Origin of the sequence: Snodgrassella sp. M0110, assembly GCF_016101465.1 — a bacterium.
GTDB classification, from domain to species: Bacteria; Pseudomonadota; Gammaproteobacteria; order Burkholderiales; family Neisseriaceae; genus Snodgrassella; species Snodgrassella alvi.
The window spans coordinates 91,778-108,316 of record NZ_JACFQM010000002.1; the positions used below are offsets into that span (position 1 = coordinate 91,778).

Genomic DNA, 16,539 nt, shown 5'->3' on the forward strand with positions numbered 1-16,539 from the left:
TAATCCGAAAAGGGGACTAATTTACTTTGCTGATTCAGATGCAATTTATTTCAATACAATCAAATTACAAAATTATCTCTTATTTCTACCTGATAATGCTTTCATCGTTCATGATTTGCCTATCCAGTAATGCAGAAGTAATCCAATAAACAGGATAAGACCAATCCGGTTATTACGAACAAACATGGTAAAGCATATTTTGCGGTCTCTCGTACGAATATTGAGCCACTGACAATACTGCAAAACAGATACAATTACCAGTGCCAGCCAGTACCAGATAGTGGCGTGAATCTGCCAGCCAGCCAGAATCATCAGCAGATCAAACCCTGCATGACACAACATAACAGCAGTAATATCGTGATTACCAAAAGTAATTGCAGATGTATGAATGCCGATTTTTAAATCATCTTCTTTATCTGCCATGGCGTATATAGTGTCATAAGCTAAAGTCCACAATGTATTGGCGGCCAGCAAAATCCACGCAATCATCGGCACATGATTAGTTATCGCTGCAAACGCCATAGGTATCCCAAACGAAAATGCCAGACCAAGATATAACTGCGGTAATGGAAAAAAACGTTTAGTAAACGGATATGTCATGGCTAGAAATAGTGCGGGAATACTCATCAGCCAGGTAAGCCGATTCATAGGCAGCAAACAGAATGCAGATAAAATACACAATAGTAATGTCAGTATGAGCGCTTCTTTTTTACTTACCTTTTTTAAAGCAAAAGGTCGCTGACAGGTACGATCAACAGCACCGTCAAAATCGCGGTCTGCATAATCATTAATCACGCAACCGGCACTACGCATTAAAAAAGTGCCGATTGTAAACAGCAGCACGATTAACCAGTCCGGATATCCGTCTGCAGCAATCCATAAAGCCCACCAGGTTGGCCATAACAGCAATAACGTACCAATCGGCCGGTCTATACGCATTAACTGTGTATAGACTTGAAAGCGCTCAGCCAACTGCCCGTTTTTTTTATCTTGCAGTTTCCTTTCTACAAAAAATCGATTCACACCTGTCTTTCAATGTTAATGCATGATTAAAAAATACAAAGATAGCCTCTGCCACATTGCCAGAACACTACTGATGCTACTACTATCAGAAAGAAGTCGGCAAACCAAATAATTGTAGCATAAGCATAACAGCTAACTGCACTCTGAAACCATAATCCAAAGGAGTAAGATATGGATTTAATTTTATGGCGTCATGCCGAGGCTGAAGACAGCCGCAATGATATGGCACGAAGATTAACAATTAAAGGGCAGCAGCAGGCAAAGTCCAGTGCTCAATGGTTGCATCAGCATTTACCGAATAACTTTCAAGTTTTCTGCTCAGAAGCAGTAAGAGCACAGCAAACTGCAGAATTTCTTAAACAGCCTTTGACTATTAATAAATTACTGAATCCTAACAGCCATCCGCTTAATCTCGCTACTTTTCTGCAACAACAGAACGCTGCTTCTTCTACACAGATATGGGTAGGTCATCAACCATGGATAGGTCAGTTCTGCGCTTATTTGCTCAACGGCATCTGGTTACCGCAGCAATTCTGGTCAGTGAAAAAATCAGCTTTTTGGTGGTTTGATGTCCGTTTTTATCAACAGCGCCATCAGGCACGGCTAAAAGTCGTTCTTTCACCCGCTGCTTTAAAATAAACCATACAGATATAATCTGCAAATGAAAGCATATAGCGATGAGTTGGTTACATAAAAATGTCAATATCGGACATAATCAGTTCAATGAAAAAAGCTTTTTCACAAAGCTTAGTAAAAATGCCTTAATTCTGGGTAAACCCGTAATGGTGCAGCTATACACCTTATATCTGCTTTTTAAATCAGCAGAAACACCGCTACGCAGTAAAATGCTGATATTGGGTGCCCTGCTCTATTTTCTCAGTCCTATAGATCTGATTCCGGATTTACTCGGACCAATAGGATTTACTGATGATATTGCGGTTATTACCATGGTATGCAGACAACTGCAAAAAGCCATCACACCGGCACTTAAAGCTCAGGCTGAAATAGCTGTTTCCCGATTCTTTCACCGTTAAATCATACCTTCCTGCTAAGCTATTCAATATTATTTTGATATAGCCGCATCAGTTTATCCATAAAAATAAAAAGCTGCTGGTTCATAACAGAATAATCAAAATATCTGATTTCCTCTGCTGACTGAATAAAAGGATAATCAGCTGCTTTCTCTAATTCAGATGCAGAAGCTGCAATTAATTTATCAATAGCTTTTGCATTCAGCTCCAGATGACACTGAAAACCGTATACCAACGGTGCATAACGGATAATCTGATGCGGACAACCTTTACTATAGGCAAGCACTTGTGCCTGTTCGGTCAGACCCGGCATATCACCATGCCAATGTGCCACTAGCATTTCTTTATCAAAATGAGAGATAAGTTCATCCGCCATACCTGCATGAGTTAGATAAATTGGAAAATAACCAATTTCTTTATTAGGACTGTGTTTATACATTCCGTTTAAAGCCTGCCCGATTAATTGGGCACCTAAACAAATACCAAGCACAGCCTTACCATTATTAATGGCACTGAGAATCAGACTTTGCTCTGCGTTAGTATCAAAATAAGGGCATTCCTCAATTGTCGTAACTGGTGATTGCGGCCCCCCCATAATAATCAGCATATCGAAACCAGCTGCAGATTCGGGTAATTTGTCGCCAAGATAAACGCGTGAATGCGAAATCTGATAATCTCTACTGATTGCCCATTCTTCACAAGCTGCAGCTTCTTCATAATCCTGATGAATAATAAAATGTACCCGCAATTTTATTCTCCTCCATATACAATAAAATCAGAATGAACCGGTTAAACTATACGGTTTTTTCCGGTAGATATCCAATTATAAAAGGATTTCCATTTATCAGATTTTTGATTTACTATATAGCCAAAGCAAATATAATAGCGCCGCACAAACAGTGCGGCGCTGATTTAAGCTAGGGTAAAATTAATTACTTGCTGGCTTTAAATTCTTCATGATATTCACAAGCCAGTTTATGCAGAGATGCACCAATAGCTTTGTACTGATATTCATTCAGATTGGCTAATGAAACACGACCGGATGGGTGACGTACGGCAAAACCTTTACCCGGTAACAATACTACGCCGGATTCATCCGCAATTCTGAACAGCAGTTCATTCGGATTTTTGGTTTTAACAACCCATTCAGCAAACTCATCACCATACAGCTGACGTGCAGTATCTTCCATATCAACCAGAGTGTAGTAATCCACACTGTTTTCATTAAACTCATGTTTAATACCCAGCTGTTTGTACATGGCAGCACTGCGGTTGCGAATCAGAGCCATCAGAGCATCTTTATACTGTTTCTTGGTATCCATCATTTCGGCCAGAGAGAACAGTACCATCTGCACCTGCTGTGGTGTAGACAAACCGGCTGTGTGGTTCAGAGCAACAGCACGGCTGTCAGCAACCATACGGTCGATCAGTTTCAATTTTTCCGGTTCCGGAGTAATAGACAGATAACGTTTGTGCAATACCTGACGTTCTTCTTCAGGCAGCTCAGCAATTTTCTTGTCCAGTACATTTTCTTTGGCCATGGCAATCACACCCAAGCGCCAACCGGTAGCACCGAAGTATTTAGAGAAAGAGTACACTAAAATAGTGTTGTACGGGCACAGAGTAAACAGAGATTCAAAGTTCTCAGCAAATGTACCGTATACGTCATCAGTCAGAATAATCAGATCAGGACGTTTTTTCACAATGTCAGCAATAATCTGCAGACTGCGGTCGTCCATTTTCACTGAAGGCGGATTGGATGGGTTAACCAGATAGAATGCTTTGATTGAAGGATCTTCCAGTTTGCGCAATTCGCTTTCAGGATACTGCCAGTCCAGTTTCGGATCAGCATTGATTAGAACTTCTTCCAGTTCATAATCGTTCAGTTCAGGAATTTCCAGATAGGGTGTGAAAATTGGTGCGCCCAGAGCAATTTTATCGCCATGACGAATCAGACCATTCTGTTTCAGAGAACTGAAAATGTATGCCATAGCAGCAGTACCACCTTCAGTTGCAAACAGATCGATATCGTCATTAGACATCGTTTTAGCACCCATTTCTTCCAGAATATAGGTTTTAACGATTTCTTCAGACAAGCGCAGCATACGGTCAGGTACAGGATAATTGCAACCCAGAATACCTTCGGTCATTTCCAGCAGGAACTGATGCTGATTGTAGCCAAGCTGGTCACGTACATAGGACATGGCTTTGCTCAGAAAATCAACACCTGGTTTGTGGCGGTTACGACGGATAAAGTCGTCAAAGCGTGCCATCAGATCATCTTTAAACGGCATACCACCGATATTCTGATCCAGGAAAGAGAAAGAAATTTCAGACTCTTCCGCAGCAAACAAACCTAATTCAAAAAAGGCATTGCGTGGTAAAGTAGCCAGAAAATTAGGGTTACCACGGCCGGCATTCAGCATCATCCGATCGTTGCGGCTCTGTGCCAGATCAATCAAGTGATTTTTCAACTCAAACGGGCTTAAATTAGCATATTTTTCAAAATCATGTTTTGAAGTCATAATAGTTTCCTCAAGAAGTTAAAGCACATATCAAACAAGAGCCACAATCAACGGACCTAACAATGTCAGGAACACATTGGCTAATGCATATGTAACGGCAAATGGAGTAGTCGGAATTGCATTGCCTGCTTTATCCAGAACTTCACCAAATGCAGGATTGGCACTGCGTGAACCAGCCAAGGCACCTGCAAATACAGCTGCATTGTCATAACGAAGCACATAGCGACCAAAGAAAATAGCCAGAATCATCGGAACCAGAGTAACCACCACACCGATCAGGAACAGAGTCAGACCATGTTCTTTAATAGTGGTAATTGCCTGTAAACCTGATTGCAAACCCACAACAGATACGAAGCCGGCCAGACCGAAGTCCTTCATAAACTGAGAAGCCGCAGCAGGCATATTGCCGAATGTCTGTTTACGGGCACGCAGCCAGCCAAAGAAAAGACCAGATAACAATGCACCACCACCGGCACCAAGCGTAATCGGAATATTGCCGATACGAATTACTACCCAGCCGATAATCAGACCAAGTACTACGCCCAGACCGTGATAAGCCCAGTCGGTTTTACTATTAACCGTAATAGGTGCACCGATGATGTGTACGACACGGTTAATATCACTGGTAGAACCGTAAATGGTCATTACATCGCCCAGTTTGAACTCTGTCTCAGGTGTCAGATCCAGTTTTTCACCATTGCGATGCAGTTCAATCAGATAGATACCATGCTGAATTTCAAAATCTTTATCGCTCATATGAACTTTGGAACGAATTTCAGCCATGGTTTTATTCGCATACTCAGGATTGCGGAAAACCACATTTTTAGTATCAACAATGACTTCCAGACCCGGCTCGGCATCTAGTTCGCGGCCGAATAAAGTGCTGACAGAAGTAACAGCTTCACGACGACCAACAATCAGGATGATGTCTTCCGGTTTCAGAATCGTAGACGGAGTGCAGTCAATCAGATTACCGTGACGTTTAATGCGTTCGATCGTAATACCCAGATTTTCTAATTCAATATCTTTAATAGATTTCTGAATATCATGTTCAACCACATAGATACGTCCCACCATCTGCGTAATTGCCATCCCCTGATTACCTTCCAGTGCCATAGCACCTTTCAGTTGTTCAGCTTCTGCAGCTACCGCATCATCGCGAATATCCCGACCCATGATTTTCGGTAACACATTCATACAAATTATGATTGCGCCCAGAGAACCAAAGATATATGTCACCGCATAACCAATAGCTACATTAGCCTGTAACTGCTGTAACTGATCGGCAGGCAGACCCATATGTGTCAGAGCATCAGCAGCCGTACCCAGAATTGCTGACTGAGTTAAACCTCCGGCAGCCAGACCAGCGGCCAGACCTTTATCCAGATGGAACAGGCGTGCCATAATCATTACCGTAATAAAGCCGGTAATGGCGATAAACAATGCCAGAAAGATTTCACGCAGAGTTTTTACACCCAGTGAACGGAAAAACTGAGGACCACTTTCATAACCCACAGCGTAAATAAATAAAGTAAACAGCAATGCCTTAAGGCCAGAATCAATGTGAACATTGAGCAGGCTTAAGACCACTGCCACCAGCAGGGAACCGGCAACCCCGCCAAGCTGGAACTTACCGAAGCGTATATTGCCCAGCAAATATCCCAGACTTAACGACAGAAACATCAGAATAACCGGTGATTCCTTAATATTAGTCAATACCCAATTCAACATATGTCTACCTTCTCCTGAAAGAACGAAGGCTAGTGTGCGCTTATGCGCTTTTAATTTTTGTCTAAATATTCATATGTTCGAAAATTAATGATAATTTTGGTATTTTGTTAACAACATTGGCATTTAATTAATCCAATTAACCACGTTTAATTACTATGTAAGATTAATTTCACACTAGTGTAATAAGCAGCTTTTAGGGTGTTTTTCCTCTGATTTAAAAGAGAAAAGTTAAGATTATGTTTAGATTTTTTTATTAATACATAAACAAATACAATAATAAAAAATTCAATATGAATAAATATTGAAATATATCCTGATATTAGCTTATTCAAACCATCATTGAAGTAATTTATTTTTAACTGAATATATTTATTCATATTGAATATTTAATTATTAAGCTAAATAAATATTTTTTTAATGCAAGTGATAATTTCTAACATATTGAAATGATAATAAGAATCCTGTTTAACAACTTAGCCGATTATTAAAAATTCTGTAGCCATTTCACAACAAACTCCCCTTTTTTTTAAAATAAAAATGATATTGAAATTAACATAAATTACTAATTAAAATATCTAATCAAAAAAATGACTAATTAATCCATTTTGTTACACAACATTTACATAAATATTTTTATACCTGAAAACTGAATACAAACAGTTTGCATTTAAAGATTAAAATTTTATTTAAGCTGTATTTGTATCAATATTTTTTAAAACTATTTATAAATCAAATATAAAGCAATTAGAAAAGCTTATTTATTAAAACAGCTTATCTTTAAAAAAAATTATAGAAAAAGCCTGAATAAATTTATTCAGGCTTTTTTTCAAACTTACATACAGATAAATATACCTGTCGAGGCTCAGCTATAAAATATTCAGCGAAATAAAGGCATTGATTCGGTATTGATAAAATTAACTGCATTATTTAAATTATTTTGTGGATTATCTTCAACATCCGGATCTTGAGTAGAATCTGCAGGATCTGTTGAGTCTGTATCAGCATCATCAGTCTCATCATCATATAAAGAAAATGTATTTACTTCACTTTCAGGTGAAGATACACCGATATCCTTAATCAGCCGATGATACTCTGCAGATTGAGCTAACAACTGTTTTGCAGCTTTGCGCAGGTTATTTACTTCACTGCGTGCCAGATAAAACGTTGTTGGTATATGAATTACTTTATCCCTTAAAGGGGAAGAAGGTAAATCCAGTAAATTCACACTTACATAATAAACACGCGGTGTACCCTCACTGCGATTTTCATTCCACCAGTCTACATATTTCTGAAACTGATTCTGAGTATCTTCTGAATATTTTTCAATCGGGATACTGGTTAATGCCCTCACCACTTCAGTTGTACCGGGAACACTGGCGCTACGGTCAATTTCATTTTTGCGCTGTGTCTGAGCATTGACATTAATAATAATAATTTTATGAATATTCGCTGATTCCAGCCGGTCATACAAAGTTTTATTACTATATAGCTCAGTAGCATCCAGTAAACTGCGTAATCCCAGATTGTCCGTTAATCCACCATCCAGCAAATGAATATAAGGTCTTTTCTGACTATCCTGGTACTGCTTGAGGTTATTGCGATAAGCTGAGCGTGTCTGAGCACGGAAAGCTGTCGTGCCGGTAGCATCAGCATTATTACTATCAACCAGATTATCCGGTAACCGATAATGGCAATTACCGCCATTATTATTTAGAGTTACTGGTGCAAAAACCAGTGGCACAGCACTAGATGCCGCTACGGCACGGGAAATGGGTAATTTAGTTAAATCAATGCAGAGTAAATCAAAATACTCCTGCGTAAAATCCAGCCGGCTACCTAAACTCATATCTGTAGCACTAATTACTACAAACGGCCCCTTACGTTTATTATTTAAATCTGCATAAGTGGCACCGTGATATAAATGTAAATCCAGCTGTTCCTGTAATAAATCACCACGCCCAAATTCAGGTGAAGCCAGCCGCGACCAGTTAGCCATCGAAAAAACCTGACCAACTAACATTTTCTGCAAATTTAAATTGAGAAAATTTTGCTCAAATTTCGGTATTGTATCGGCTCCGTGTAATCCAAAATAAGTAGCTAAAACTGAGCCTCCGGATATACCATAAACCACATCAACCGTATCAAGCAGACTTACCTGTTTACCGTCTATTTTTACTTGCTGCTTTTTCAGAGATTCCAAAACCCCATAACCAAACGCAGCTGCACGGGTTCCGCCACCGGAAAGCATCACAATACCGATTACATCGTCTCTTTTATTCGCATTATTGTTTAACAATGCACGTTGTAAACGATAACCTTGCTTTTCATCAATATGATCAATTGTGTCTATAGGCTGATATTGCAAGGTAGAACAGGCATTCAGGCCCAATACAGCAATCAGTGTCAGCAGGTACCATCTAACAGATCTCGTAATACTTAGCGGCATTACAGCTCCCGGAGCAGAAAATATCAGGATACCTGATATAAATTGATTAATTAATAATTGCTATTTATCAGGTAATTTATCAATGTACCATTACTGCCATTCATTCATAGAAACAGAAAATTAAACGATAACATAATTTTCAGCTTGATTATCTTAAATCAGTTTTCATCATTAATCTGCCAGCCACCACCCAATGCCTTATACAGATTAACCAGATTACGCGCCTCTTCCAGCTTGCCCTGAATTTGCTGATCATCCAGATCCTCGGCATTCAGGCGTGCCCGTAAACTGCGGTCCAGGGTCATATCGCCATAGCGAAACAGTTTTTCAGCCGCTCCGGCCTGACTGGCAGCCTGCATTTGAGCCTGATGCATTAACCGGTTTTGTTTATTCAGACTAAACTGCATCTGATATGCACTATCTACTTCAGCCAGAGCCTGTAAAATCATCTGGTCATATCCGGCAATAGCTGCCTGTAACTGAGCATCAGCCCGCTCAATATTATGTTTGATTCTGCCTGCAGTAAACACAGGAATAGTCATACTTGCATTCAGCAAACCGGCCGTATTTTTTAAATATGAAGTACTGCTGTCTAAATGTATTTGTCCGGTCTGCCATAAAAAATTAAGCGAAAATCGTGGCAGACGGTCAGCTTTAGCACTGGCTAAACCGGCACTCATCGCTTTCACCAGATTTTCCTGGGTACGGATATCCGGTCTCCGGGTAATGAGATCCAGTGGAACCTGTCCCGCCGGAGCAGAAGGTAAATGCTGAAGAATATCCAAAGACGCAGGCGCAACCACAAATCCTTGCGAAGGCTGACCGGTCAATACTGCTATATTGCGCTGATAAACATCAGCCTGTGCCTGATAAGTAGCAATTTTTGCCTGCATAGCTGAAAGTTTTGCTGCAACTTCTTTTACATCATAAGCGGATGCCTGACCTGCACGAAAACGCCCTTCCGTATATCGCTGCAATTGCTTAAGAGTAGCAACACTGTGCTCTCCTACTTTTACCCGTTGCTGCATCGCACGCATTTTCAGATAATTATCGGCAATTTCACTGCTAAGCATCATCTGCGCACCATGCCAGCGTTCTGTTTCGCTCAGGCTCAGATAATGCATTTCATCAGCATCACTGCGTTTTTGTCCGAATACATCCGGCTCCCAGCTGGCAGTAAAACCTGCCTGAACCGTATTACCATGAACATGCCGGCGATTATTACCCAGAGGCGAACCAGTTGCCTGCAAGTAATCCTTTGCATTACCAATTGCCGGTAAATTTAAATCTTTAAGTGAATTATCACCATTGTAACGATGTAATCCTCCGCTACTTTCCACACCTGCCTGCGGTCCTAAATCAGACTCAGCCATAGCAGCACTGGCTCGAGCTGCAAGCATATTTGCTTTCATTTTAGCCAGATTCCGGTTATTTTTTAATCCGGTTTCGATTAAATCATTCATTACCGGATCCGGCCAGCTTTGCCACCAGCGGCTGATATCAGCTGAGCCGCGTGCTGCCGCATTCTGATCAAACTGCTGTGGCATACCGACAGTAGATTTCACCTGAATATCAGTTCTGCTGCAACCTGCCACCAATCCTAAAGCCAGTAATACAGACAACCATGTTTTATTCATCACCATACTTCCCTAAAATCCGGTGTAAGCATCAGGAATGCTGTGCCAGCATGCCACGAAATCGCGATAGCGCCAGAGCCAGAAACAACACACCCATTATGCTCATCATCATAATTTTTGGCCAGACAATATCCAGACCGGCATTGCGAAAGAGCACATCCTGACTAAACTGGGTAAATTGAGTTTCTGGTGAAAACCAAGTTATATACTGAAAAAATGCCGGCATACTTTCCAATGGTGATTCAGAACCGGAAAGCAAACGCATTACCACATAAATCGGCAAACATAACAAACCGAACTGCGGCATAGTCGGAGCCAGCGTTGCAAACCAGATACCCAGAGACGCCACAGAAAACAAATAAATAAACATGCCCATACTAAATAAAAATATTGAGCCGTTTATCGGGATATGCAGCCAGCCCTGAATAACCAGCCATAAAGAAAGCAGAGAAGCAATTGAGATAACCGCGCCATTAGCAAAAATCTTGGCCATCACAATTTCACTGGGTCGTACCGGCATAACCAGCAACTGTTCTATCGTACCGTGCTCCCGTTCTCGGATTACCGCTGCTCCGACCAGAATAATCGCCAATAAAGTCAGATTAGATACCACATTCATCGTAGCGATAAACCATGAGGATTCGCCGTTAGGATTAAACTGTATATTAAACACCGGCGTTACCGGAGATAACTTCACTGCAGACTGCTGATGTAAAAAAGAACGCGTCTGTGCATCAATTATCTGGCTTAAATAATTAAAACCTATACCGGCCTGAGTTACTGACGTCGCATCAGCCAGCACCTGAATGGTAGGAGAACGTCCTGCCACCACATCGCGTTCAAAATTGGCCGGAATATCCAGTACAAAGACATAATTGCTTTTATCCATAGCCGCATCAATTTCTTCACGCTTTACTTCTACCGGCGGTTTAAAATAAGGTTCCAGCAAAGAATCACGAATCCGATATGACAAGACACTGTGGTCAGCATCCATAATGGCAACTGAAGCATGGCGCACTTCGGTAGTAATACTGGTTGCAACTGAGTAAATGGCTAAAGACAGCACGACCACCATTAATGCAATTAAAACCACATCACTCAGCAGACTTTTGAGTTCCTTTACACTCAGCACCCATACATTTTTAAACCATTGCAGCATCTATACCTCCTGCTTCTTCAGCAAGCAGCCGGCCAGAAAAACGTATACCAGACAAAATACCATCAATACCAAATAATAGTTAATAAAGTCCAGAAAGCCTAAGCCTTTAGTAAAACCGCCTAAACTGATTAACTGATACCATGCAGTCGGAAAACTCCAGCCAAACCAATAATTGAACCCGCTGAGTGTAGACAACGGATACAGCAGACCGGAAAAATTCAGCGCCGGAATTAATGATAAGATTGCCGAACCGAAAATGGCGGCCACCTGCGATTTTACAAAACTGGAAATTAATAAGCCGAAAGCTGTCGCTGCAAATATTAATGCCAGCGCACCAAGACTCATTGCCAGAAAACTACCACGCACCGGCACACCCAATGCCACTACGGCGAGCCATACAAGAATCAGATAGCTGAGAAAAGAAACAAAAACATAAGGAAGCTGTTTACCAATCAGAAACTGTCTTACTGATGCAGGAGAAGTATACAAATTAGTAATTGAACCGATTTCCCGCTCTCTGACTACCCCAAGAGCCGTCATCATTACCGGTATCAGCATCATTGCCATCATAATCATACCGGGAGTAATTGCAAAGATACTTTTAAAATCCTGATTATAAACATAGCGTGGCGCAATCTGAGCAGCCGGTTTAAGAGATATCGGCAAACCTGTTTCAGTCCATTTCATCGCTGTATAGTTATTTAGTATCGATAAAATAAAACTCTTAATATTTTCTGCCATAAACGGCATCGTGCCATCAACATAAAAGCCCACTTCCGGCTGATTGCCACGCATCAGATCACGACCAAAATGCGGCGGGATATCAATTACCATTCTGGCATTGGAAACCTTAAGCGTATTATCAATTTCGGCAGCACTGTGAAGATTACCGGTAAAAGTAAAATATCGTGAACCTTGAAATTGCTCAATCAAAGCGCGGCTTTCTACCGTCTGGTCCCGGTCTATTACCGCAAATTTCACATGCTCAACATCAAACGATACTGACCATGCAGCCATCATCATTAACACCACCGGTCCGAACAGAGCAAAGAATAAACGAATCTTATCTCGCAGTAATTCCTTGCCTTCGCGTACGGCAAATGTCCATATAGTCTGTAGCCAGTAAGCCAGGCTATCAACATCCGTTGTTTTACCCGAAGATTGTCCAAATCCGCTTTCTTGCGCGGTGTTTGCGTTTTCTCCTGTATTCGAAGTAGATATCGGAGATTTAGGCTGATTTTTATCTAAAGCTTCCTGCAAATAATCAATAAATGCGGTTTCAAGATCATCTGTATCTTTACTTTCACACAGTTCTTCTGGTGTCCCGATAGCCAGCACCCGCCCCTGATGCATGAATGATATCCGTTCACAACGCTCCGCTTCATTCATAAAATGCGTAGAGACAAAAATAGTAGTGCGATGATTTCGCGACAAATTTAGCAGATGATGCCAGAACATATCTCTGGCTACCGGATCAACCCCGGATGTAGGCTCATCCAGAATCAATACCTGAGGATGATGCAGACAGGCTGCTGCCAGCTGCAAACGCTGCCTGATACCCAGCGGCATTTCACTGGGCTGAATATCTGCAAATTCAAGCAGATCAAATTCCTGCAAAGACTGCTGAACAGCAGAATCAATCTGGGCAGCATCCATACGGTATAATCGGGCTGAAAGTACCAGATTCTGTCGTACCGTTAACTCTTCATATAAAGAAAACGACTGCGACATATAACCGATTTTCATCCGTGTCGTCATATCATTGGCATTAACCGTATGACCTAACAGCTCAGCAGAACCGGAGCTGGCATCCAACAGCCCCGTCAGCATTTTCATGGTTGTTGATTTACCACAGCCATTTGAACCAAGAAAACCAAAAATTTCGCCTCGCTCAATTCTGAAACTAACATTATTGACAGCAATAAAATCACCAAACCGTTTGGTTAAATCTTTTGCCTCAATCGCCGGAGGAGAGTCTTTATCCGGAACAAACGGCGTTAGTTGCAGACTGCCCGATTTATTCTGTTTATTTTCGGGCAAAAGTTTTACATAAGCCTGTTCCAGCGTATCCGTATGGGTATCATCTAAAACCTGCTGAGTGGGCGCATTGACAATTAGACGACCATTATCCATTGCCAGCAGATATTCAAAGCGCTTTGCTTCATCAAAATACGCCGTGGCCACAATCACCGTCATATCTGGATTTTCTGCCCGCAATTCATCAATCAACTGCCAGAACTGTCGGCGCGATAACGGATCCACCCCAGTAGTTGGTTCATCCAGAATCAGTAATTCCGGGTTGTGCACTAGTGCACAGCATAAACTTAATTTCTGTTTCATGCCTCCGGAAAGCTTACCGGCCGGCCGGTTAGCAAAAGGTGATAATCCTGTTGCCCGCAACAAACGCGCAATGCGTTCGTGACGCATACGTCCGCGCAAACCGAATAAACGAGCATGAAAATCTACGTTTTCATTAACCGACAATGTTGGATAAAGATTCTGACCAAGCCCTTGCGGCATAAACGCAATCCGGTGGCTTAGCGACTGCCGGCTATGCTTGTCCGCCATACTGTCGCCAAATACCAGTACCTCGCCCTGCTGAATAATTTTTACACCGGCTATCAGAGACAGCAAAGTAGACTTACCCACCCCGTCCGGACCAATCAGACCTACCGTTGCACAGCGCCTGATTTGCAATGATACATCCTGCAGTGCCTTCGTCTGACGGTACTGATGAAAAACATGGCGTAAATCTACAGCCCATTCCTCTCCTGTTACAGCCTGCGCTTTGGCCGTACTATCCATATCAGGCACCTTTGGCAGATTGTTTTATACTGGGTAAATTTACCTGCCATTGCTGCGGCCATGTTTTATTGTTATCAAAACGGATATATCCGTTACCTGTCAGCCCGCCCTTAAGCAGTCCACTGTATTTTAATGCAATCTCAGGCGGAATTTTTAGCTTAACCTTATACATCAGCTTTTGCCGTTCATTCTGAGTTTCTACAAATTTAGGCGTAAACTGAGCATTGGAATCAATAAAATCCACCTTAGCCGGCCAGACTGCATTCATTCCGTCCAGAATAATCCTTGCTTCATCCCCAAGCTTCAATTTACCGATAGTATCTGTGGGTAAATACACCGACAGCGTTACATCAGATGGATCAAGTAATGACACAACTTTATTACCTTCACCCAGTACATTACCGGCCTCGGCAATACGATACTCTACACGCCCGGCTTTAGGCGCACGTATCAGCATATCGTTATTAGCAGAAGAAGTAGCATTAATCTGAGCCTGAGCCTGTTGTACTGCTGCCAGAGCTTCAGCGCGGGCTGCCTGAGCAGATTTAACTCTGGCTATTGCAGCATCACGTTCAGCCAGTCTCCGGCGTAATTCAGGTGAGGATACCAGCTCATCTGATTTAAGCTGACGCGCATTATCCAAATCCATCTGAGCAACCTTATGTATCTGCTGCTGAGCGGCAATTTCTGCTTCTGCTTTAGAGACATTTTCCTGTGCACGCTGTTTATCTGCACGGGCAGCATCCAGCCTGCTACTGGTCTGATCAGATGAAAGCTCAGCTAGAACCTGATCTTTAGCAACTACATCACCTTCATCCACTTTCATCTCAATGACACGACCAGCATATAAAGTAGCCACATCCAGCCGCTTGAGTTCCATACGGCCATTACCGCCGGTAAAACCATCAGGTAAATCAGTATGGCTGCGCATATTAATCCACACCGCCAGTCCGGCTAATACCAGTACCACCAACACAAACAACAGTTTTTTTGTTTTCATTTATTTTTCCCTGAACAAACTGTTTTATTGGTTCCGCATCACGAAACTCGCCATATCCTGCTCACATAATTTAACACATAAAATATCCATTCATTTCATCAATAACAATAGTTTACTATTACTGTTACATATTTGCGAAAATTGCGCCAAGCAAATTCTGAATGTTGAACAAATAATTGCCACTTGTCAGCATTCTGTTTTTTTCTGACAATCAGAATACTGTTTTCAAGGAATTTGGATATGATTATCGTAATGCAGCGTCAGGCAACCGAAACACAGATCAGCAATGTCATCAGTTTTATCCGTGGACGCGGATTGCACGAACATTTATCCCGTGGCGCAGAACGCACCATCATCGGAGCTGTTGGTGATGAAAGAGTCTTCGAGCCACGCGAACTTGAAGCACTTGCCGGCGTTGAAAAAGCCATGCGCATACTACAAGACTGGCGCATCATCAGCCGTGAAAGTCAGCCGGAGGATACAGTCATTACCGTACGAGGACAGAACTTTGGCGGCAACCATTTTCATATAGTCGACAGCATGAGCGGCACCCGGCTTCCGGAAAGAGCTAATGTCTTTATCGATCCTTTTTATCAGGCATTTTCACCCTATTCGACAGTGCCGCAAACCAATATCAGCATGCAACAACAAATTAAGCAAGCACATGCAGACAACAAACCCGTCTGGCTGCGTATCAGGGATGTGCGCCAGCTAGAACCAGCTTTACAGGCAGAAGCAGATATTATCTATCTGGGCGGAGAGTTAATGTCTAATCGCACCCTCCTTAACGAAGTAGGCTGTCTAAATATTCCGGTTGTACTCTGTAAAGACAAACATCATCAGGTAGATGAATGGCTGATTGCAGCTGAGCATATTGCCTTAAAAGGTAATCATCATCTGATGCTGGGTGAAGCAGGCACATTAAGCCTGGAGAGAAACGCTCCTTATCGGCTTGATGTAGAAGCCATTGTTAAAGCCAGACAGATTACTCATTTGCCCATTGTGGCCAATATTTCCCGCCTCGCTCATGCCTATATGGACAGTGCAACACTTATGCAACTGGCACAAGCTGCAGGAGCTCATATTGTCATACATTAACTGGACAATAAGTCCAAAACTAATAAATTTACAAAAACATATATTATTTATAAATTTAGACAAATTTAATCATTTATAATGTTA

At 41.8% G+C, this 16,539-nt stretch carries 12 protein-coding genes; 3 read left to right on the forward strand and 9 right to left on the reverse strand.

Annotated elements, in window-relative coordinates; translation table 11 throughout:
* Nucleotides 1–108: 108 nt before the first annotated feature.
* Entirely contained in the window at nt 109–939 is an 831-nt protein-coding gene (gene ubiA / locus H3T84_RS03170; protein WP_078475652.1) for a 4-hydroxybenzoate octaprenyltransferase, read from the reverse strand.
* A 255-nt stretch (nt 940–1,194) separates the two neighbouring features.
* Here ubiA and H3T84_RS03175 point away from each other — a divergent pair, with 255 nt between their 5' ends.
* Nucleotides 1,195–1,662: a histidine phosphatase family protein gene (locus tag H3T84_RS03175; RefSeq protein WP_037476280.1), complete on the forward strand. Its 468-nt coding sequence runs from the start codon at nt 1,195–1,197 to the stop codon at nt 1,660–1,662.
* Between the two features lie 38 nt (nt 1,663–1,700).
* A complete protein-coding gene (locus H3T84_RS03180) occupies nt 1,701–2,057 on the forward strand; it encodes a YkvA family protein (protein WP_084585902.1) in 357 nt (118 codons plus the stop codon).
* Nucleotides 2,058–2,076: 19 nt separating this feature from the next.
* Here H3T84_RS03180 and H3T84_RS03185 read toward each other — a convergent pair whose 3' ends face one another.
* The 8 genes from H3T84_RS03185 to H3T84_RS03220 all read right to left on the reverse strand — a co-directional run bounded on the left by H3T84_RS03185 (nt 2,077) and on the right by H3T84_RS03220 (nt 15,357).
* Nucleotides 2,077–2,802, reverse strand: coding sequence for a homoserine O-succinyltransferase (locus H3T84_RS03185; RefSeq protein ID WP_198217889.1), 726 nt, complete (start codon nt 2,800–2,802; stop codon nt 2,077–2,079).
* A gap of 184 nt (nt 2,803–2,986) precedes the next feature.
* Entirely contained in the window at nt 2,987–4,579 is a 1,593-nt protein-coding gene (locus tag H3T84_RS03190; protein ID WP_025330768.1) for a bifunctional aspartate transaminase/aspartate 4-decarboxylase, read from the reverse strand.
* A 30-nt stretch (nt 4,580–4,609) separates the two neighbouring features.
* On the reverse strand, nt 4,610–6,310 hold the full coding sequence (gene aspT / locus H3T84_RS03195; protein WP_198217891.1) for an aspartate-alanine antiporter: 1,701 nt from the start codon (nt 6,308–6,310) through the stop codon (nt 4,610–4,612).
* 877 nt (nt 6,311–7,187) lie between these two features.
* Nucleotides 7,188–8,756, reverse strand: a complete 1,569-nt coding sequence (locus H3T84_RS03200) for a patatin-like phospholipase family protein (RefSeq protein WP_174833435.1) — start codon at nt 8,754–8,756, stop codon at nt 7,188–7,190.
* Nucleotides 8,757–8,914: 158 nt separating this feature from the next.
* Complete coding sequence (locus H3T84_RS03205; RefSeq protein WP_198217893.1) at nt 8,915–10,393, reverse strand: efflux transporter outer membrane subunit; 1,479 nt, start codon at nt 10,391–10,393, stop codon at nt 8,915–8,917.
* Between the two features lie 31 nt (nt 10,394–10,424).
* A complete protein-coding gene (locus tag H3T84_RS03210) occupies nt 10,425–11,552 on the reverse strand; it encodes an ABC transporter permease (protein ID WP_232346094.1) in 1,128 nt (375 codons plus the stop codon).
* Nucleotides 11,553–14,357 (reverse strand): ribosome-associated ATPase/putative transporter RbbA, encoded by a 2,805-nt coding sequence (gene rbbA, locus H3T84_RS03215; protein ID WP_198217896.1) that lies wholly within the window; start codon nt 14,355–14,357, stop codon nt 11,553–11,555.
* 1 nt (nt 14,358) lies between these two features.
* Nucleotides 14,359–15,357, reverse strand: coding sequence for an HlyD family secretion protein (locus tag H3T84_RS03220; RefSeq protein WP_198217898.1), 999 nt, complete (start codon nt 15,355–15,357; stop codon nt 14,359–14,361).
* 240 nt (nt 15,358–15,597) lie between these two features.
* Between H3T84_RS03220 and H3T84_RS03225 the strand changes: the two genes are divergently transcribed.
* Nucleotides 15,598–16,455, forward strand: a complete 858-nt coding sequence (locus tag H3T84_RS03225) for a chorismate mutase (RefSeq protein ID WP_037476272.1) — start codon at nt 15,598–15,600, stop codon at nt 16,453–16,455.
* Nucleotides 16,456–16,539 lie beyond the last annotated feature (84 nt).